Origin of the sequence: Acidisoma sp. PAMC 29798 (assembly GCF_030252425.1) — a bacterium.
In the GTDB taxonomy this organism is placed as follows: domain Bacteria; phylum Pseudomonadota; class Alphaproteobacteria; order Acetobacterales; family Acetobacteraceae; genus Acidisoma; species Acidisoma cladoniae.
In genome coordinates this window covers 106,895-126,547 of the sequence record NZ_CP126994.1, presented here as the reverse complement: position 1 = coordinate 126,547, position 19,653 = coordinate 106,895, and the positions used below count along the sequence as shown (strand labels likewise).

21 protein-coding genes and 1 tRNA gene are annotated in these 19,653 nt (G+C 63.8%); 11 read left to right on the top strand and 11 right to left on the bottom strand.

Features of this window, described 5'->3' with window-relative positions; translation table 11 throughout:
- Positions 1-4: 4 nt before the first annotated feature.
- The 3 genes from QP803_RS00625 to QP803_RS00615 form a co-directional block, all read right to left on the bottom strand.
- Positions 5-1,021: an ABC transporter permease gene (locus QP803_RS00625; protein WP_284947783.1), complete on the bottom strand. Its 1,017-nt coding sequence runs from the start codon at positions 1,019-1,021 to the stop codon at positions 5-7.
- A gap of 150 nt (positions 1,022-1,171) precedes the next feature.
- Complete coding sequence (locus QP803_RS00620) at positions 1,172-2,836, bottom strand: ABC transporter substrate-binding protein (protein WP_284945754.1); 1,665 nt, start codon at positions 2,834-2,836, stop codon at positions 1,172-1,174.
- Positions 2,837-2,879: 43 nt separating this feature from the next.
- Positions 2,880-3,767, bottom strand: a complete 888-nt coding sequence (locus tag QP803_RS00615) for a proline iminopeptidase-family hydrolase (RefSeq protein ID WP_284945753.1) — start codon at positions 3,765-3,767, stop codon at positions 2,880-2,882.
- A 204-nt stretch (positions 3,768-3,971) separates the two neighbouring features.
- Between QP803_RS00615 and QP803_RS00610 the strand changes: the two genes are divergently transcribed.
- The 11 genes from QP803_RS00610 (at position 3,972) to QP803_RS00560 (ending at position 12,945) form a co-directional block, all read left to right on the top strand.
- Positions 3,972-4,919 (top strand): aldo/keto reductase, encoded by a 948-nt coding sequence (locus tag QP803_RS00610; RefSeq protein ID WP_284945752.1) that lies wholly within the window; start codon positions 3,972-3,974, stop codon positions 4,917-4,919.
- A 212-nt stretch (positions 4,920-5,131) separates the two neighbouring features.
- Positions 5,132-6,532, top strand: a complete 1,401-nt coding sequence (gene ffh / locus QP803_RS00605) for a signal recognition particle protein (protein WP_284945751.1) — start codon at positions 5,132-5,134, stop codon at positions 6,530-6,532.
- Between the two features lie 68 nt (positions 6,533-6,600).
- Positions 6,601-6,951, top strand: coding sequence for a 30S ribosomal protein S16 (rpsP, locus tag QP803_RS00600; RefSeq protein WP_284945750.1), 351 nt, complete (start codon positions 6,601-6,603; stop codon positions 6,949-6,951).
- A gap of 9 nt (positions 6,952-6,960) precedes the next feature.
- Positions 6,961-7,527 carry a ribosome maturation factor RimM gene (rimM, locus tag QP803_RS00595; protein WP_284945749.1) on the top strand — a complete coding sequence of 189 codons (567 nt, stop codon included), beginning with the start codon at positions 6,961-6,963 and terminating at the stop codon, positions 7,525-7,527.
- Positions 7,524-8,285, top strand: a complete 762-nt coding sequence (gene trmD / locus QP803_RS00590) for a tRNA (guanosine(37)-N1)-methyltransferase TrmD (protein WP_284945748.1) — start codon at positions 7,524-7,526, stop codon at positions 8,283-8,285. Before rimM ends, trmD begins: the two co-directional genes overlap by 4 nt.
- A gap of 28 nt (positions 8,286-8,313) precedes the next feature.
- Positions 8,314-8,748, top strand: a complete 435-nt coding sequence (gene rplS, locus QP803_RS00585) for a 50S ribosomal protein L19 (RefSeq protein WP_284945747.1) — start codon at positions 8,314-8,316, stop codon at positions 8,746-8,748.
- Positions 8,749-8,895: 147 nt separating this feature from the next.
- Positions 8,896-10,308, top strand: coding sequence for a 3-isopropylmalate dehydratase large subunit (leuC, locus tag QP803_RS00580; RefSeq protein ID WP_284945746.1), 1,413 nt, complete (start codon positions 8,896-8,898; stop codon positions 10,306-10,308).
- Positions 10,308-10,928: a 3-isopropylmalate dehydratase small subunit gene (gene leuD / locus QP803_RS00575; RefSeq protein ID WP_284945745.1), complete on the top strand. Its 621-nt coding sequence runs from the start codon at positions 10,308-10,310 to the stop codon at positions 10,926-10,928. Before leuC ends, leuD begins: the two co-directional genes overlap by 1 nt.
- 14 nt (positions 10,929-10,942) lie before the next feature.
- Positions 10,943-12,055, top strand: coding sequence for a 3-isopropylmalate dehydrogenase (leuB, locus tag QP803_RS00570; protein ID WP_284945744.1), 1,113 nt, complete (start codon positions 10,943-10,945; stop codon positions 12,053-12,055).
- 68 nt (positions 12,056-12,123) lie between these two features.
- A tRNA-Arg gene (locus QP803_RS00565) sits at positions 12,124-12,200 on the top strand.
- Between the two features lie 79 nt (positions 12,201-12,279).
- On the top strand, positions 12,280-12,945 hold the full coding sequence (locus QP803_RS00560) for an Abi-alpha family protein (protein ID WP_284945743.1): 666 nt from the start codon (positions 12,280-12,282) through the stop codon (positions 12,943-12,945).
- On the opposite strand, the gene QP803_RS00555 is transcribed toward QP803_RS00560, so the two are convergent.
- From QP803_RS00555 to QP803_RS00520, 8 genes are all read right to left on the bottom strand, one after another.
- Positions 12,909-13,328: a hypothetical protein gene (locus QP803_RS00555; RefSeq protein ID WP_284945742.1), complete on the bottom strand. Its 420-nt coding sequence runs from the start codon at positions 13,326-13,328 to the stop codon at positions 12,909-12,911. The two genes, QP803_RS00560 and QP803_RS00555, sit on opposite strands and share 37 nt — an antisense overlap.
- Entirely contained in the window at positions 13,325-13,525 is a 201-nt protein-coding gene (locus QP803_RS00550) for a hypothetical protein (protein ID WP_284945741.1), read from the bottom strand. Before QP803_RS00550 ends, QP803_RS00555 begins: the two co-directional genes overlap by 4 nt.
- A 295-nt stretch (positions 13,526-13,820) precedes the next feature.
- Positions 13,821-14,729 carry a sugar phosphate isomerase/epimerase family protein gene (locus QP803_RS00545; RefSeq protein ID WP_284945740.1) on the bottom strand — a complete coding sequence of 303 codons (909 nt, stop codon included), beginning with the start codon at positions 14,727-14,729 and terminating at the stop codon, positions 13,821-13,823.
- 16 nt (positions 14,730-14,745) lie between these two features.
- Positions 14,746-15,894 (bottom strand): Gfo/Idh/MocA family protein, encoded by a 1,149-nt coding sequence (locus QP803_RS00540; protein ID WP_284945739.1) that lies wholly within the window; start codon positions 15,892-15,894, stop codon positions 14,746-14,748.
- Between the two features lie 9 nt (positions 15,895-15,903).
- Entirely contained in the window at positions 15,904-16,665 is a 762-nt protein-coding gene (locus tag QP803_RS00535; RefSeq protein ID WP_284945738.1) for a sugar phosphate isomerase/epimerase family protein, read from the bottom strand.
- A gap of 29 nt (positions 16,666-16,694) precedes the next feature.
- The gene (locus QP803_RS00530; protein WP_284945737.1) at positions 16,695-17,804 is read right to left on the bottom strand and encodes an ABC transporter ATP-binding protein; all 1,110 of its coding nucleotides are present in this window, start codon (positions 17,802-17,804) and stop codon (positions 16,695-16,697) included.
- Complete coding sequence (locus QP803_RS00525; protein WP_284945736.1) at positions 17,801-18,697, bottom strand: carbohydrate ABC transporter permease; 897 nt, start codon at positions 18,695-18,697, stop codon at positions 17,801-17,803. The genes QP803_RS00530 and QP803_RS00525 overlap by 4 nt, the downstream gene beginning before the upstream one ends.
- The gene (locus tag QP803_RS00520; protein WP_284945735.1) at positions 18,694-19,644 is read right to left on the bottom strand and encodes a carbohydrate ABC transporter permease; all 951 of its coding nucleotides are present in this window, start codon (positions 19,642-19,644) and stop codon (positions 18,694-18,696) included. The genes QP803_RS00525 and QP803_RS00520 overlap by 4 nt, the downstream gene beginning before the upstream one ends.
- Positions 19,645-19,653: the final 9 nt, after the last annotated feature.

The following is a 19,653-nucleotide window of genomic DNA, read 5'->3' as shown; positions in this document are numbered from 1 at the left end:
GTCCCTATCCTTTCCGCACGCGCAGCTTGGCGCGCGGATCGAAGGCATCGCGCACGCCGTCACCCAAAAAGTTCAGCGCCAACACGGTGATGATGATGGCCAGGCCAGGGGCGATCGCGACCCAGGGCCGGGTGTAGAGGAGATCCTCGCCGTCCTGGATGATCGTGCCCCAGCTCGCGGCCGGCGGCTGTACGCCGATGGACAGGAAGGACAGCGCCGATTCCGTCAGCATGTTCAGCGCCATCATGAGCGGCGCGAAGACGATGATGGTGGTCGTCACATTCGGCAGGATGTCGCGCAACAGAATGCGCGCGGCCGGCACGCCAAGGCAGCGGGAGGCGAGCACGAAGTCGCTGCGTGTCAGCGACAGCACCTGCCCACGGATGGGGCGCGCGACATAGGGCACGTAGACGATGCCGATGATGGCGATCGGGATCAGCAGACTGTTCGAAGGGATGTTGATCGGGCCGATCTGCAATCCCTTGCTGATCAGCACGATGGAAAGCGAAATCGCCAGAAGATAGATGGGAAACGCCCACAGCACGTCGAGCAATCGGGCGAGGATGGTATCCGTCAACCCGCCCGCGAAGCCCGCGATAGTGCCGACGATGGCAGCGAGCACGAGGCAAACCACTGTGGCCGAGAAGGAGATCAGCAGAGAATTCTGCCCGCCATACAGCATCCGCGCCGCGACATCGCGACCCTGATTGTCGGCGCCGAAGAAATACTGACCGTGCCAGGTCGGCCCGATCGGCGTGACGCCGAGGCCGAGGCCCGCAGTATCGGCCGCCATCACGTCGAGCGTATTGGACCCGATCGTGATCTGGCCATCGAGATTCGACTGAAAGGGATCGCTTTGCGAAATGCGGTTCGCGAAGAGCGATGCGCTGCAGCAGGCGAGCACGACGATGATCAGCACGATCACCGAACCCATCGCAGTGCGGTCCTGCCGCAGCTTGCGCAAGCCTGCACGCCAGGGGCCCTCCGCCTTGCGCGCACGCACGGTGACCGGATCACCCATGCCGCCGCCGGACAGATCGGCGGGCGCGGGCGTATCGATGACGGACTCAGACATTGTGCTGATTTCACCCATGCCTGAAACAAGAGGAGAGAATGGCCATAGTGGAGGCGGCGCGGCCGAAGCCGCACCGCCGATCCTTCACAAACGTGCTTACTTCACCGTCACTTGCGACAGAACCATCTTGAACTGGTCGCTATAGGGGAAGTTCGTCACGTTTTTGGACACGAAGTCGAGCTGCTTCGGCGTGAACAGCGTCGCCCAGGGGGCATCGTCCACGGCGTCATGATCGATTTCAGCCCACGTCTTGTTGGCAGCCGCAGGATCCGTGACGGCCGTGATCAGGTTCTTATTGATCTTGGCGTCCAGACTCTTGGAGCAATAGCCGGAGATGTTGATCGAAGCATCGGAGCCCGGATGGAAGGCGCCGCAGCTCAGCAGCACGTTCAGGAAGTCCGACGCCGCCGGATAATCCTGATACCACTGGCTGATGCTGATCTGAACGTTGTTCTTGGTGTTCTGGATATAGGTGAACTGGATGTTCGCCGAAATCACCTTCACCGTCGCCTTGAAGCCCAGCTCGTTCAGCACGCTAACGAGATAGGTGCCGAGGGCAGGATCGACGTTCTGGTCATCGGTGATGACCGTGACCTTCTGGCCCATCTGGCCGGACTTCGCCATCAGCGCCTTGGCCTTCACCATGTCAGGCGCGGACCACTTGGTGCCGGGGTTCTTGGTGTAAGGGCAATAGGCCTTGTAGCCGGGGAAGCCCGGCGGCAGGACCTGGCAGTTCGGCACCGCCAGGCGCGGGCCGCCATAGATGCCGACGGTGGATTTCCGGTTGACGGCGTAGTTCAGCGCAAGACGCGCGTCCTTGTTATTGAAGGGCGCGATATTGACGTTCATCGGTGCGTAGAAGATCGCGAACAACGGATTGATGTGGATCTGGCTCGCGTATTTGGTGCTCATCTCGCCCAGACGATCGGACGGGGGGGTATCGAACATCCAATCCTGCTGGCCGTTCTCGATGGCCGTGATCGCGTCTTCCGGCTTGGTGCCGAAGGTATAGTCCATCTCGTCGACCATGCCGGCAGGCTGCGCGGCGGCGCTCCATTCCTTGAAATACGGATTGCGCTTGATGGTCATCGACTTCTGGGGATCGTAGCTGGTGACCATATAGGGACCGGTCGCGGCCACGGGAACGGTGCCCATGTCCTTGGCGGGCGTATCGGACGGCAGGATCGAGCCGAAGGGCGTGGCGAGCTTGTAGAAGAACTCGGAATCTGGCTGCGTCAGATGGAAGGTGATGGTGCTGGCCGCGTCATCGGCAACAACGCCGCCGGCGAGGGTGCAGGTCGCGGGCGTCTTGATGCAGGCATCGGCACCGACGATCCAATTATACCAGGAACCGGCATTCGGGTTGCTGATCTTGAACAGGCGCTGGAAGCTGGCGACGACATCATCCGGCGTAATCTCTTTGCCGGTGGAGAACTTGATCCCCTTGCGCAGCGTGAAGACATAGGTCTTGCCGCCATCCTGCGGCTTGGGCATTTCGGTGGCCAGATCGGCGACGACCACGTTGCTCGCGGAGCCTGCCTTTTTCTGGAACTCCACCAACCCATCATTGGTGACGTAGAAGATCTGCCAGAACTGCGCGGTGTAATTGATCTGGGGATCGAGCGTGCCGGCGGCGGCGGCAGATACCAGCTTCAGCGTGCCGCCCGTGGCCGCCTGGGCCGTCGGCAGCGCGAGGGCCGTGAGGCCGGTCGCTGCCAGCAGCGCAACGGCAGAGGATTGGAGCCATCGTCGCAGGGTCATGGGCGTCTCTCCGATCGAATTTTGGGACGATTGTAACAAGGCGTCAGACCGCATCGAGAAAGTCCGCGACGGCCAAGAGGCACGCCTCTTTTTCCTCGACATGCGGCATGTGGCTGGAATGCTCGAAGACACGCCAGCGAACATCGGGGATGAAGTCGGCATAAGGCTGCACGCAAAGCGTCGTCGCTTCGTCATACTGCCCCGAAATCAACAAGGTTGGAACGATGATGGAATGCAAGCGACTTTCGATCGTCCAGTCCTTCATCGTGCCGACAACGTGAAATTCGGTGGGGCCGTTCATGGCGTGATAGACGGTCGGGTCATCCGCAATGGCCGCGAAGGTGCGGGCAACCTCTGGCGGATTGGGCACAATCCGACACACATGGCGGGCGTAGAAAGCCTCTGCGGCCTTCTGGTATTCGGGGCTCTCAATCGTTCCGGCCGCTTCATGTCGCGACAACGTATCTTGTACGTCGGCGGGAAGGTCCAGCCGCAGACGGTTCGCCTCCGCCACCCAGGTGTGCATCGACGCCGGTGAATCGGCGATGACGAGCTTACGCAGCCCCGCCGGCTGCCGCACGGCGTGCTCGGCCGCCAGCATCCCGCCCCAGGACTGACCAAAGACGTCGTAACGATCAGCGATGCCAAGATGCCGCAGCAACCGATCCAGTTCTTCCAGGAAAAGCTCAACCGTCCAGAACGCCGGTCCCTTGTCACGCAAATGGGTCGAGCGCCCGTTACCGATTTGGTCGTAATGCACGACAGCGCGGCCGGTGTCGGCCAGCCCGGAGAGTGAATCGACGTAGTCGTGGGTGCAGCCGGGGCCGCCGTGGAGAATGACGACGGGCGGCTTGGTGCTGCCGAGATCGCCTGTCACCTTGTACCAGGTGCGACCGAACGCGCCCGGAACGTATCCATCCGTAAAATCCATCGAACCTCGTAGTGCCCTAGCGGCGGGGCAAGTCATTTGAAAATCGTTAGCGAAGCTGGTCTAGCAAAAGCTGTTCCACAAGCTGACCGCCCTTGGCAAGGCGGCCTCCCACCGCCAAGGTGGGTGATCGCGGGCGATGACGCTGCAAACTGGCGCATTTCGCGCCATCTGCCATTCTCTGATCCCCCCGAAAGGACGGCCTTCATGGACCATCGCGACCTCGGCGCCTCCGGTATCCTCATCCCGCCGCTGGTTTTCGGCGGCAATGTCTTTGGCTGGTCTGCCGATGAGGCGACCTCCTTCAAGCTGCTTGACGCGCTAGTCGCCGGCGGCCTGAACGCCATCGACACGGCCGATATGTATTCGACCTGGGTGCCGGGCCATAAGGGTGGCGAGTCGGAAACCATCATCGGCAAGTGGCTCGCTTCGCGCGGCGGGCGCGACAAGCTGGTCATCATGACGAAGGTCGGCATGGATATGGGCGACGGCAAAGGCCTCTCCGCCGCCTGGATCAAGACCTCGGTCGAACGCTCCCTCAAGCGGCTCCAGACCGATGTCATCGACCTGTATCAGGCCCATAAGGACGACGAGGAGACCCCGCTGGAAGAAACGCTCGCGGCTTTCGGCGACCTGATAAAGGAGGGCAAGGTTCGCGCCATCGGCGCGTCCAACTATACGGCGGAGCGGTTGACGGCGGCGCTCAAGGTGAGTTCGGACCACGGGCTGGCGCGCTATGTCAGCCTGCAGCCGCATTACAATCTGGTCGATCGCCCGCTGTTCGAGGCTGATTTGGAAACCGTTTGCCTGGAGCACGGCCTGGGCGTCATTCCCTATTACTCCCTCGCCAGCGGCTTCCTGACGGGCAAATACCGGTCCGAGGCCGATCTCGGCAAAAGCGCCCATCGTGGCGAGGGCGCGGCAAAGTATCTGAAGGCGAACGGCCCCCGCGTGCTCGCAGCGCTGGATGACGTGGCGGCGGAAACGAAGTCCACCCCGGCTCAGGTGGCATTGGCCTGGCTTATGGCCCGGCCGAGTATCACGGCGCCGATCGCCAGCGCGTCCCGCCCTCAGCAGATGGACGATCTGATCAAGGCTTGCGACCTGCACCTGACAGCGGCGCAGATTTCGGCTCTGGACGAGGCGAGCGCCTAGTTTCGCCGTCTCGTAGGGCGGATGAGCGAAGCGTTATCCGCCATTCTACGTTGGATGGCGGATAACGCTTCGCTCATCCGCCCTACGCCATACGCTATACCGACATGGCGGATCGTGCTTGACTCACGACGCCCCTGGGGCCATTAGCCCGCTCCTCTGATCCGTCGCTCCGCGAGTGTTCGCGCAGCGGCGCGATTTGTTATGGAAGCCCGATGTTCGACAGCCTATCCTCCCGATTGACCTCCGTCTTCGACCGCCTGCGCGGTCGTGGCGCTTTGAGCGAGACCGAGGTCTTGGAGGCTATGCGCGAGGTGCGTCTGGCGCTGCTGGAGGCGGATGTCGCCCTCCCGGTGGTCAAGGACTTCATCACCAAGGTGCGCGACCGCGCCGTGGGTGCCGAGGTGCTGCGCTCCGTCACGCCCGGCCAGCAGGTCGTCAAGATCGTCAATGACGTTCTGATCGAAAGTCTGGGCGGCGAAGGTGCCGTTCCGCTCAATCTCAATGCCGTCGCGCCGATCCCGATCCTGATGGTCGGCCTCCAGGGCTCCGGCAAGACCACCACGGCCGGCAAGATCGGCCTCATGCTGCGCACGAAGGAGAAGCGCCGCATCCTGCTGGCGAGCCTCGACACCCAGCGGCCGGCCGCCCAGTTGCAACTTGCCCAGCTCGCCGAGCGCGCCGGCGTCAATAGCCTGCCGATCGTACAGGGCCAGACTCCGGTCGAAATCGCCCATCGCGCCATGGAGACCGGGCGCCGCGAGGGCTTCGACGTCGTTATCCTCGACACCGCCGGCCGGCTGTCCATCGACGAAGCGCTGATGGCCGAGGTCAAGGCCATCCGTGACGCGACCAACCCGGCCGAGACGCTGTTGGTGGTCGATGCCATGACCGGCCAGGACGCCGTCAATACCGCCCGCGCCTTCAATGATGCATTGGGCGTGACCGGCATCGTCATGACCCGGATGGACGGCGATGCCCGTGGCGGCGCTGCCCTGTCCATGCGCGCCATCACCGGCGCGCCGATCAAGCTCACCGGTTCGGGCGAAAAGCTCGATGCGCTGGAAGCCTTCCATCCCGAGCGTGTCGCCGGCCGCATCCTCGGCATGGGCGATATCGTCAGCCTAGTCGAGCGCGCGTCCGAGACCATCGACCGCGACGATGCTGAAAAGCTCGCCGCCAAGATGGCGAAGGGCAAGTTCGACCTGGAAGACTATGCCTCTCAGCTTCGCCAGATCACCAAGATGGGCAGCCTGTCCGGCATCATGGGCATGCTTCCCGGCATGGGGAAGATGAAGGAACAACTCGCCGGGGCGAACCTCGATACCAAGATTCTCAAGCACCAGGCGGCCATCATCGGCTCGATGACGGCCAAGGAACGCCGCGACCCCGATATCATCAAGGCCAGCCGCAAGAAGCGGATTGCCGCCGGCTCGGGATCGACGGTGCAGGAAGTGAACCAGTTGCTCAAGCAGTTCGAGCAGATGACCACGATGATGAAGCGCATGAACAAGATGGGCCAAAAGGGCCTCATGCGGAACGGACTTGGCGCCCTGATGGGCGGCATGGGTGGCAAAGGCGGCCAACAAGGCGGCGGCGGCCGGCGACCTTATTGATTGCGGAGTGTGCTGGGGCCTTCGGGTGCGCGGCGCAGAGTGTTCATTTAGAGAGAGATTGAAGAAAAATGTCTGTGAAAATTCGGTTGGCTCGCGCTGGCGCCCACAAGCGCCCCTTCTACCACATCGTTGTGGCCGACAGCCGTAGCCCGCGCGATGGCCGTTTCATCGAGAAGGTTGGCAGCTACAACCCGATGCTGCCGCAGGAACATGCGGATCGCATCAAGCTGGTGCCCGAGCGGATCACCCATTGGCTGAGCAACGGCGCCCTGCCGACCGATCGCGTTGCCCGCTTCATCGGCCATGCCGGCCTCGCCCCGATGCCCGCCTATCGTGAGCAGCCGGTGCAGTCCGCGCCGAAGAAGAAGGCGCAGGAGCGCGCCAAGGCCGAAGCTGACGCCGCTGCCGCGTCGGCCTGAGCCTAAGCCTTGCCTGACGAGCGCATCCTGATGGGCGTGATCGGCCGGCCGCACGGCGTGCGGGGGCTTGTTCACGTCCAGAGCTATACGGCCGATCCCGCCGCCCTCGCCGACTATGGCGGGTTGGAGGATGAGCGCGGCCGTGTGTTCAGTCTGCGCTGGCATAGCGAGGGCGTGGCCCGCCTCACGGAAAAGACCAGCGGGCGGGATGTGCCCGTCGCCGATCGCAATGCGGCCGAGGCAATGACCAATCTGCGCCTGTTCGTGCCACGCGCCGCTCTGCCTGCCGCCGAGGAAGACGAGTATTACCTCGCCGACCTCATCGGCCTGCGCGCAGAGGCGGTGTCGGGCGAGGCCCTCGGTACCGTTACCGTCGTCCATGACTATGGCGCCGGCACCAGCCTGGAAATTGCCCTTGCCGCCGGCGGGCCGCCGCTGATCCTGCCCTTCACCGCGCGCGTCGTGCCGGTGGTGGATGTGGCCGGCGGCCGGATTGTGGTCGATCCGCCCGAAGCCCTGGCGGGCGAGCCCGAGAACGTCCGCCGTGAGCACCAGGACCAAGGGGCGCGGCCATGACCTGGCACGCCACCGTCTTGACGCTGTTTCCAGCCATGTTCCCTGGCCCCTTGGGGGCGTCCCTCGCCGGACGCGCCCTGGAAGAAGGGCTATGGCGGCTCGACGCGCATGACATTCGCGAACACGGCCTCGGCCGCCATCGCAATGTCGATGACACGCCCTTCGGCGGTGGCGCCGGAATGGTCATGCGGCCCGATGTGATCGACACCGCTCTGGCCGCTCATCGCGCGCCAGACGATGCCCGGCCGCTGATCTATCTGACACCGCGCGGCCGGCTGCTAACCCAGGCGGATGCCGCCCGCTGGGCAAAGGGTCCTGGCCTTGTGCTGCTCTGCGGCCGTTACGAAGGCCTCGATCAGCGTGTCATCGAGTCGACCGGCGCCGAAGAGGTCAGCGTCGGCGACTATGTTCTGTCGGGCGGGGAGCCTGCGGCCCTGGTGCTGCTCGACGCCTGCCTGCGTCTGCTGCCCGGTGTTATGGGCGGAGCGGGCAGCGCAGAGGAAGAAAGCTTCACGGACGGCTTGCTCGAATATCCGCATTACACGCGCCCCGCCGAGTGGCAGGGCCGTGCCGTGCCGCCCGTTCTGCTCTCCGGCGACCATGGGGCGATCCGCGACTGGCGTCGCGACCGCGCCGAGGATGCCACCCGAACCCGCCGCCCCGATCTATGGGCGGCTCATCTTTCCCAACGCATGGCAGGGCGCCGATCACCCGCCGATGCGACCGGATCTGTTGCAACGGCCTCGGCCGGCCCCTAAGAACCGCTTTACGTAGAGGATTTTCCACATGAACCTGATTCAGACCATTGAGGCCGAGCAGGTCGCTCGCCTGCTTGAGACGCGCGCCGTTCCCGAGTTCGAGGCCGGCGACACGCTGCGCATCTCCGTTCGCGTGGTCGAGGGTGAGCGCACGCGCACCCAGGCTTTCGAGGGCGTTTGCATCGCACGGTCCAACAAGGGACTGAACAGCAACTTCACGGTCCGCAAGATCAGCTATGGCGAAGGCGTCGAGCGCGTTTTCCCGCTGTATGCGCCGAGCATTGCCGAGATCGCCGTTGTCCGTCGGGGCAAGGTGCGCCGCGCGAAGCTGTATTACCTGCGCGATCGCAGCGGCAAGTCGGCCCGTATCGCCGAGCGCCCGCGTGATGTTCCCGCCGCCCCCAAGGGCCCGGCGACCACCGCCAAGCGCGACGAAACCGAGACCGCAGCCGACGCCGGCTGATAAACCGACCCGGCCCGCCGTTACGGTGGGCCGGGTTTGTCATTTTGCTCCTGGCCGCCGGGAACAACGTCACCCATCTTACAAGGCCGCGTGTTGACGCGGCTGGTTCCGGCACAAAATCCAGGACCGTCATTTGGGAGAGTTGTGATGTCTGCACCCCGTCCTCGCACCCTGTTCGACAAGATCTGGGATGATCATGTCGTCGAGCGGCTTGAGGACGAGACATGCCTCCTCTACATCGACCGCCATATCGTCCATGAAGTGACAAGCCCGCAGGCCTTCGAGGGTCTGCGGATGGCCGGCCGCCGCGTGCGCGCGCCCGAGGCCACCATCGCCACGGTCGATCATAACGTGCCGACCAGTGACCGCCGGAACGGCATCGCCGAACCGCAGAGCCGCCTGCAGGTCGAGACGCTGGAGGCCAATGTCGCCGAGTTCGGCGTGCCCTTCTTCCCCGTACTGGATCGCCGCCAGGGCATCGTCCATATCATCGGGCCGGAGCAGGGCATCAGCCTGCCGGGCATGACCATCGTTTGCGGTGACAGCCACACCTCCACCCATGGTGCCATGGGTGCGCTCGCCTTCGGCATCGGAACGTCAGAGGTGGAGCATGTGCTCGCCACCCAGACCCTGTCGCAGAAGCCGGCCAAGAACATGTTGGTTCAGGTCGAAGGCACGCTGCCCCCGGGCTGCACGGCGAAGGACGTGGTGCTCGCCATCATCGGGCGGATCGGCACGGCCGGCGGCAATGGCCATGTCATCGAATATACCGGCTCGGTGATCCGAGGGCTCGACATGGCCGGCCGCCTGACGGTCTGCAACATGTCGATCGAAGGCGGTGCCCGCGCCGGGCTGATCGCGCCCGACCAGACCACATTCGACTATATCAAGGGCCGCCCGATGGCGCCGCAGGGCGAGGCTTTCGACGAAGCGGTCGCCTATTGGAAGACCCTGCCCTCCGATCCCGGTGCGCATTACGACACCGTCGTCACTATGGACGGGGCTGAGATCGCGCCGATGGTGACCTGGGGCACCAGCCCCGAGGCCGTGCTGCCGATCACCGGCATTGTGCCCGATCCGGCCGATACGACCGACGAAGCCGCTCGCGCCCAGGTGCAGCGCATGCTCGACTATATGGGCCTGACCCCCGGCACGCGCCTGACCGATATCCCTGTGGATGTCGTCTTCATCGGCAGCTGCACGAATTCGCGGATCGAGGATATGCGCGCCGCCGCCCATGTCGCCCGTGGCCGCCGCGTCGCCGATCATGTCCGTGCCCTGGTGGTTCCAGGCTCCGGCCTGGTCAAGCAGCAGGCGGAGGAGGAAGGCTTGGCGCAAATCTTCCTCGACGCCGGCTTCGAATGGCGCGAGCCCGGCTGTTCCATGTGTCTGGGCATGAACCCCGACAAGCTGATGCCCGGTCAGCGCTGCGCCAGCACCTCGAACCGCAATTTCGAAGGGCGCCAGGGCCAGGGTGGCCGCACGCATCTTGTCTCTCCCGCCATGGCCGCCGCCGCCGCCGTGACCGGCCATCTGACCGATATCCGGGAGTTGGTGTGATGCAGGCCTTCACCACGCTCAGCAGCGTCGCGGCCCCGCTGCCGCTCGCCAATGTCGATACCGACAAGATCATCCCGGCGCGTTTCCTCAAGACCATCAAGCGCAGCGGCCTCGGCAAATCGCTGTTTTCGCCCTTGCGCTATGACGAGGCGGGCGCCGAGCGGCCCGAGTTCATCCTCAATCAGGAGCCGTTCCGCCATGCGGAGATCCTGATCGCGCATGAGAATTTCGGCTGCGGATCTTCGCGCGAGCACGCGCCATGGGCCCTGCTCGATTTCGGGATTCGCTGCGTTATCGCGCCCAGTTTCGCCGACATCTTCCACGGCAACTGCTTCAAGAACGGCATCCTGCCCGTCGCCCTGTCCCGCGCGGACTGCGACAGCCTCATGGAAGACGCCAGGCTCGGCGCCAATGCGCGAATCACGGTCGATCTCGCACGGCAGATGGTGGTCCGCCCCAGCGGCGAGGAGATCGGCTTCACCACCGACCCCTTCTGGCGGCACATGCTGCTCAACGGACTCGATGAAATTGGCCAGACGATGCAGCACACCGCGCAGATCGACAGCTACGAACATGCGCGGACGCAGACGAAATCCTGGATGCCCTCAATCTCGGTCTAAAAGGCGAACGCCCCATGCCCGCCAATAAAAAACTGCTCATCCTGCCCGGCGACGGGATCGGACCCGAGGTCATGCAGGAAGTGACCGGCATCCTCGAGTTTCTCGATCGCCGTAATATCGCGACCTTCGACACCTCCGAAGGACTGGTGGGCGGCGCTTCCATTGAGGCCGAGGGCGTGCCGATCACGCCCGAGGTGGTGGCCCGCGCGAAGGGCAGCGACGCCGTACTGTTCGGCGCGGTTGGCGGCCCGCAATGGGACAAGCTGGGCTTCGACTGCCGGCCGGAGCTCGCCATCCTGACGCTCCGCCGCGAGCTGGGCCTGTTTGCCAACCTCCGGCCGGCGACGGTGCTGGATGCGCTGATCGACGCCAGCACGTTGAAACCCGATATCGTGCGCGGTCTCGACATCATGATCGTGCGTGAGAGCACGGGTGGCATCTATTTCGGTGAGCCGCGCGGCATCGAGACGATGGCAGACGGTCAACAGCGCGGCATCAATACCGAAGTCTACACGACGAGCGAGATCGAACGCGTCGCACGCGTCGCCTTCGACCTCGCCCGCCAGCGCCAAGGTCGCGTCTGTAGCGTCGAGAAGGCCAATGTCATGGAAAGCGGCCTGCTGTGGCGGCAGGTGGTGACGGCGCTGGGCGCCCGCGACTACCCAGACGTCGCGCTGAGCCACATGTATGCCGACAACTGCGCTATGCAGTTGGTGCGTAACCCGCGCCAGTTCGACGTCATCGTGACCGGCAATCTGTTCGGCGACATCCTGTCCGATCTCGCCTCCATGTGCACGGGCAGCCTTGGGATGCTGCCATCGGCGACGCTGGGCGCGCCTGACGAGAGCGGGCGCCGCCTCGCCCTCTATGAGCCGATCCATGGCTCGGCGCCGGACATTGCCGGCAAGGGCATCGCCAATCCTTTGGCGCAGACCTTCAGCCTGGCAATGCTGCTGCGCTATTCCTTCGACATGACGGAGGAGGCCGCGATGATCGAGGCCGCCTGCCGCAGCGTGCTGGAGCAGGGTTTGCGGACCGGTGACATCATGCAGCCAGGCATGACCCGCGTGACGACGAACGAGATGGGCGCGGCCGTTCGTGCGGCCTTGGAGCGTTTGGCGGCCTGACCTGCGTCACGGAACTGTCGCGGCCTCTTGCGGCGCCGGGCGGGTTTGGCTAAACCCCCGCTCGGCAGGCACCCGTAGCTCAATTGGATAGAGCACCAGACTACGAATCTGGGGGTTAGGAGTTCGAGTCTCTTCGGGTGCGCCAATCCTTTCAAATAGTCAGCCGAGATTTCCACTTAATATCTGAGTTGTGGTAACGACTTGGGTAACAAGAGGTCCAGCCAGTGTCAGTAGATGATGGCGCCGCATCGGCCGTGACAATTATGCCCGTCACACCCGAGCAGGCGGAGGCTGTGAAGGCTGCAGCGGAGTTTGGCACCACGGTTGTCACTGAGGGCAGCAACTTCGTACGATATATGGGCGCGATCATCGGGACGGTGCCTAATGATCTCGTCGGCATTGTGCTAGGCGATCCCCTCCGCGCCGCTCGCGAGGCAATCGCTGCAAAGCTATATGGCCAGTCTGGGGCAATTATAGAGCGCCGAGGTGCCAAAACTGAGCCTGTCAGCCCTTCCGTCGCCATTCCGCTTATTCGGGCCGCTTATGACGAGTCACGCCCCGAATTGCAGCGGGTTTGGGCCGAGCTCATAGCTGCCGCAATGGACCCAACGCGAGCTGACAGGGTAAGAGTGCGCTTCATTGAGACGGTGAAGGGCTTTGATCCCTTAGACGCGCTCCTTTTGCGCGAGCGCCATCTATCGTCAGGTGGCTTCGAACCAAACGCTATCGACTATTTTGCCAATCGCCTTCGTAGGAATGGCGACCAGATAACTGTTTCCGTCGAGAATCTCGCGCGACTTGGATGCGTGGATGCAAATCCGATGAACGCCAGAAAAGAGTTCTCTCTGACCGCCTATGGGCGTGAACTGATCCGTGCCTGCTCGGATTGAAACCCCGCCGGATCAGGGCGGGGCTCTTTGACTATTTCGGCGGTCGAGGCGGCCTTGGCCTTTCGCCCAGCCGCGCGGGGGTGCCGGAGGGGGTGGGTGAATCGCCCTCCCCCTTTGACCAAGCGCAGGTTTGGTTTTTCATGCGGGTCGATTTCCGAACCGAACCGGCGGCCGAGTTCCGCGAAGTGATCCACCAGAGGGCCACGACGCCGGGCAGCTTGCCTAGCCAAAGCAACGGCAGCGTCGAGATTCCGCTGCTGTAGCCCATCAGCCATACCACGCATCATCTCTCGAAGCTCCAACGAGGCAGCCTTTTCCTTTTCTGTCTGCGGCGGCTGCGGCGGGACGATCGTCGCCACGGCCTTCTTCGCTCGCGCGGTCATGCTGTGGCTCCTTCGATCTTCTGTGCGACACGGAAGATGCATTCCCCAAGCCAGCCGACCCAGGTGCAAGGCACTTCATCGCTGTCTCGAGGCGTGTTGGAGAGCGCCTCCATAATCTCTGCGAGGACCAACGCCTCCTGAAGGGCTTCGCGGAGTGCCGGTTCCTTCTCCTTCGCGGTCATGATCTTCGCGGTCATCCCATATGCCTCCCCAGGAGGTCGCTGCACAGCGAAGCGACCAACCGCTTTCCAGTGCGATGACGTCGGCCAGCACCGCTGCCTTGCCTCGCTGCCTTCAGGAGTGCGCGCTGGAAGCTCGGCAATCTGGGCGCAGACCTCGTGCCAACGATTGACCCGCAGATACATGGCCTCGTGATCGGCCTGCTGATCGCCTCCGTGCCGCTTGAGGAAGTCATTGGCCCGCACGCTCTCCGCGTGGTTCTCCTCGCGTCTGGTCCGGTAGCGCCGGGGAAGGCGGCGGCGGATTGCCGTCTTAGGTCGGATTCGGGATATGCAGGCCGCCCCGGCTCGCCCGAAGGTGGTTGAGGGCATGAACCTGGCCCGTCATTTCTAACGCGCCACGATAAACAGGGTCGTGCCACCCTTCGATCGTGAGATGGCCCTTGTAGCCGCCCTGCCGCAGGTCGCTGATGATGCCGGTCCAATTGCTATCCCCGAAGCCAGGCGTTCGGTGAAACGCAAAGGGCTCCTTGCCGAAGACCCCGTTCCGACGCACCACATCCCAGCGGATCGTCGCGTCCTTGCCATGGACATGAAATATCTTCGGGATCCAACGGCGCAGCTGCGGCACCGGATCGATCAACATCAGCATCTGGTGGCACGGTTCCCATTCCAGGCCCAGATTCTCATCCGGCAGGGCATCGAACATCATCTCCCAGGCGTCTGGGGTATGGGCGATGTTGAAATCCCCGCTCTGCCAGGTGCCCTCCATGGCGCAATTCTCGAAGGCGATGCGAAGGCCGCGGTCGGCGGCCCGTTTGGCGAGCGGGCCAAAGACCTCCTTGAACCGCGGCAGGCTGGCCGGAATCGGCTGGCCCAGAACGCGGCCGGTAAAACCCGTCACGAGGTTCGTTCCGAACAGATGCGCGTGGTCGATCAAGGCCTCGAATCCGGCCAGCGTCTCCCGGTTGAGGGCGCTGCCCTCCAGCGGATTGCCGTAGATGCCCACGGCACTGATCGGAATGTCCCGTTCGGCCAGAACCTCGCGCAGCTCCCCGGCCAGGCGCACCAGATCCCGCCCGCCCAAGCTCTGCCAGAAGGTCAGTTGGATGCTTTCAAACCCATGCGGCAGGATCTGGCGCGTGTAGGAGACCGGGTCTTGAGACGGCGTGGAGACCTCGACCATCGTGCCGATCCGGATATCGCGCAGCGGATCGATCATCGGGCCTTGTCCCACGTCACAGATGGATCAATGTCGCAGCTTCGGCCTCGGTCAGTGCGGCCGGCTGGCTCATCGGCACAGTGATCTCGACCGCCCGCTGTTCCAACGCCGCCTCCACCATCCCGAGCATGACGGCCAGGGCGTGGAGGCCGAGATCGCCGGACGCTCGATGCGGCCGCCCCGTGCGAATGCCTGCCGCCATGTCTGCGAGACCGAGGCCGCGATAATTGGCGCGCGGTCCCTCCGTCGTCTCGTTGATGCGGCCGAAGATCTTGTCGTTCAGCGCGTGGCTGGACCATCCGGTGGCATCCGTCGCGAGTTCAATCGGGCCGCCGAAGTAATCCGGGTCTGGCACGCGCATCGAGGCTTCCATGCCATGCAACTCGATGGGCAGCAGGCCGTGGTTGCGCACGTCCCAACTGGTCAGGACCGCGATCTCGGCCCCCGACTGGAAGCTGAGGAGGGCGTTGAGGGTGGTGAAGGTCTCCACCTTGATCCTTTGGCCCTGCTGCGGTCCTGGCGCCGTCACCAGCCGCTCAGGGCGGGCAATGACGCCCGTCGCCTGCACGCGCCTGACAGGGCCGAGCAAATTGAGCAAGGCGGTCACGTAATAGGGCCCCATGTCCAATGCCGGGCCCGCACCGGGCCGGAAGAAAAAGGCGGGGTTGGGGTGCCAATGCTCCATGCCGTTGGACATGAACGCCGCCACGCCACTGGTGATCCGGCCCGTGATCCCGCTTTCGATGAAGTGGCGCGCGGTCTGAATGCCGGCGCCGAGGAAGGTGTCGGGTGCCACGCCCACGTGCACGCCGCGCGCTTTCGCGGCATCCACCACGGCCTGTGCGTCCGCCATGGAGGTGGCGAGTGGCTTTTCGGAATAGACGTGCTTGCCGGCCGCGATGGCCGCGAGCGATACCTCGGCATGGGCCGCCGGCACGGTCAGGTTGAGGATGGCGTCCACATCGTCCCGCCGCAGCATCTCCTGCGGCGTCCAGGCCGGGATGCCGTAAAGGGCGGCCTTGGCCTTGGCCGCTGCCGGATAAAGGTCGGCACAGCCGACGATCTCATAGCCCGGATACAGGGCCGCATTTTGAAAATAGATGTCGGAGATATTGCCGCAGCCGACCAGACCGACGCGCAGCGGCGCCACCGAAGGGATTGCCATGATCGGTCTCTACTCCTGATCGCTGAAGGATCGCATCGCGGCCGCACTGCGGCGGGCGAAACGGGCGAAATCCGATGGAAGATCATGCTCGGCGATCGCAAGCCTGGCGCCCGCCGCGATGGCCTGCGTCCAAAGCGTGGCCCAGGGCAGGATGCCGGCACCGACATCGGCCCACCCCTCCTCCTCCAGGTTCTCGCCCGCTGGCGCGATGTCCTTGACGTGGAAGGCAGCAACGCGACCGGACAGGCGGTCCAGCCACAGCACCGGATCGGCCTCCGCGCGGGCGATCCAGGCGAGGTCGAGCTCGAAATTCAGCGCCGCGTCCTCGGCGAGAATCTCGATCGGCAGGGCGCCGTCTGCAAGGGACTGAAACTCGAAGTCATGATTGTGCCACGCGAAGTCGAAGCCTTCGCCGCGCAGCCGATCGCCGACGGCGGTCAGCCGACGGCCCAGCGCCCGCCAGCCGGCGGTGTCGGTCGGCCGTTCCTCCGGCTCCAACCACGGCGCGACGATCAGGCTCATACCAAGAGTGCGGCCGATGGCGATAACGCGCTCCGGCTCCGCTTCGAGGACGGCTAGGTCGAAATGGCCACTGGCGGCCGATAGCCCATGCGCCGCCAGAAGGGGAGGGAGCCGGTCATTTTCATAGAGACCCTGGTAAGGCTCGACGTGGGTGAAGACGGCCTCTGTCACCGACGTCAATTGCGCCTCCAACGATCCCGCAAGACGCGCGGAATAAAGCTGGAGCGAAAGCTTGGGCGCACATGCCATCATTGATATCCGATTGCGAGTGCGACGGCCTAAAGCCGGTCGCCGCTCTTCGTGTCGAAAAAAGACGCGCGGGCAAGATCGAAGTCCAGCATCAGGGGGGTGCCGGCCGCGAAACCCGCATCCGCCTCCGCGCGCACGGAAATCCGCCGGCCTGCGCACCGCGCCCAGACGATGGTTTCGGAACCGATCGGCTCCAGCACCAGAACCTCCGCCGGCACCGCATGCCGCGCGATTGTGGGATCGGAAACGATGCGCATCTGCTCCGGCCGCAACCCCAGGGTGATGGGCTGACCGGCGGTCGGTGGCTGCGCCATGGCTTCCACGGGCAGCGGCAGCCGGATCTCCCCAAGGTCGAGCATCGGCATGTCGGCCGCGAGGACAACCTGGCCTTCGAAGAAGTTCATGGCGGGCGAGCCGAGGAAGCCGGCAACGAATCGATTGGCGGGACGCTGATAGATTTCAGACGGGCTGGCGAGTTGCTGGATCGTGCCGCTTTTCATGACGGCCACGCGATCCGCCAGCACCATCGCCTCGACCTGATCGTGGGTGACGTAGATCATGGTATTTCCGAGCGTCTGGTGCAGTTGCTTGATCTCGACACGTAGTTCGGAGCGCAGCTGCGCGTCGAGATTGGACAGCGGTTCGTCGAATAGGAAGACATCAACCTTGCGCACCAGGGCGCGACCGATCGCCACGCGCTGGCGCTGGCCACCCGAAAGATCCGCCGGGCGCCGATCCAGCAGATGCTCGATCTGCAGGGTGCGCGCCGTCTCAGCCACGCGTTGCTTGACCTCAGCACGCGGCATGCCCGCGACGCGCAGACCGAAGCCGATATTCTGCGCCACGGTCATGCGCGGATAGAGTGCGTAGGACTGGAACACCATGCCGATGCCGCGATCCTTGGGTTCGGCCCAGGTCACGTTCTTGCCCGAAATCCAAACCTCTCCGTCGGTAATGTCCATCAGCCCGGCGATGGCATTGAGGAGGGTGGATTTTCCGCAGCCGGAGGACCCGAGCAGCACCAGGAACTCGCCACGGCCGACATCGATGTTCAAGCGATCAAGGATGGTGAGCCGGCCGTACGATACGGTCAGGTCGCGCACGGACACGCTGGTTCGTGAGGGTTCGATGTCGGTCATCCTTTGACGGCTCCTGCCGCGATGCCGCGCACGAACCAGCGCCCCGACACGAAATAGGTGATCAGCGGCACCGCGCCGCTCAGCAGAGTGGCCGCCATGAAAATGTTGTAGGGCTTGTCGCCGAAGGTAGAACTGACAAGCGTGTTCAGCGCGACCGTCATCGGCTGATGATCGTTACCGGCGAAGATAAGACCGAACAAGAAGTCGTTCCAAATGCCCGTGACCTGCAGAATGACAGCGACGATGCCGATCGGCCCTGACATGGGCAACAGGATTTCGATCAGGATTCGCCAGAACCCGGCGCCATCGACACGCGCCGCCTTGAACAGTTCCATCGGCAGACCGGCGTAGTAGTTGCGGAACATCAGCGTCATCACCGGTAGGCCGAAGATGATATGCACGAGGATGACGCAAGGCAGCGTGCCGTAGAGTCCCAGCACGTTGGAAATACGCAGCAAGGGATAGAGGAAGACCTGGAACGGCAGGAAGGCACCGATCAGCAGGATGGCGAACAGCGCCTCGCTGCCGCGTACCCGCCAGAAGGACAAGGCATAGCCGTTTAACGCACCCAAGAGCACCGACAGGATCGTGCTGGGGATGGTGATCTGGACCGAATTCCAAAAGCCCGGGCTGATTCCTCGGCAATCCATGCCGATACAGGCCTTCGACCAGGCCTGTATCCAGGGCGCGATCGTGGGATGCCTGGGTAAGGCGAAAATGGCACCGTTGCTAATCTCGGGCATCGTTTTGAAAGAGGTTACGATCATCACATAGAGCGGCATGAGGAAGAACGCCGCTGAGACGATGGCAAAGGCATAAAGTCCGATCCGGGCCGGACCCAGGCGTGTCGGCTTCGGCCCGCGCGCCGTGGGTACGCCGACCACGGCGCTCATCGGCCACCGCCGGGTTTGCGCATGTATTGGAAATAAATCCAAGGCATCAGCACGACGACCACGACCACCAGCATGACGGTGGACGCCGCCATGGCGAGGGCCACATTGGTCCGCACGAACAGGTAATCAATGATGAACTTCGCCGGCACGTCGGTCGAGACGCCGGGGCCGCCATTCGTCAAAGCCACGATAAGATCATAAGATTTCACGACCGACATGGCGAGCAGCACGATGGACGTGATGACCATCGGCCAGGTCTGAGGAATGATGATGGAGACATAGGTCCGCCACACGGGAATGCCATCGACCCGCGCGGCCTTCCAGATTTCTCCGTCCACGCCGCGCAGCCCGGCCAGCATGAGCGCCATGACCAGGCCGGCCGATTGCCATATCCCTGAGACGACGACGGCATAGATCGCCAGCTGTTCACTGCCCAGCCAGTTGATCGCAAGGCCGGGCAGCCCCATGGCAGCGAAGCTGCGACCGATGCCGAGTGTGGGGTCCAATATCCAACGCCAGACGATACCGGTGACGATGAAGGACAGGGCATAGGGATAGAGAAAGATGGTGCGCAGCAACCCCTCCCCTCGCATGCGTCGGTCGAGCAGAATAGCGAGGACACTGCCGATGACCAGACAGCCGACGACGTAGAGCACACCAAATAACAGTAGATTGCCGACCGAAATTAGCCAGACATCGGATCGGAACAGGCGGACATACTGATGCCAGCCAACGAATTCGAAAACCGGCAACAACTTCGAGCGGGTGAAGGACAGTTCGACCGTCGCCGCCATCGTGCCGAGATAGGCGACGATGGCGATGATCCAGCTCGGAGTCAGCGCGACATGCGGCATCCAGGCGATGCGCCGCCCGCGACGCGGACGCGACACGGGGGTCGTGCCGCCCGGCCCCGCCAAGACGTCGCTCACTGGCTGTGTCGCGCTCATGCCCGCAGC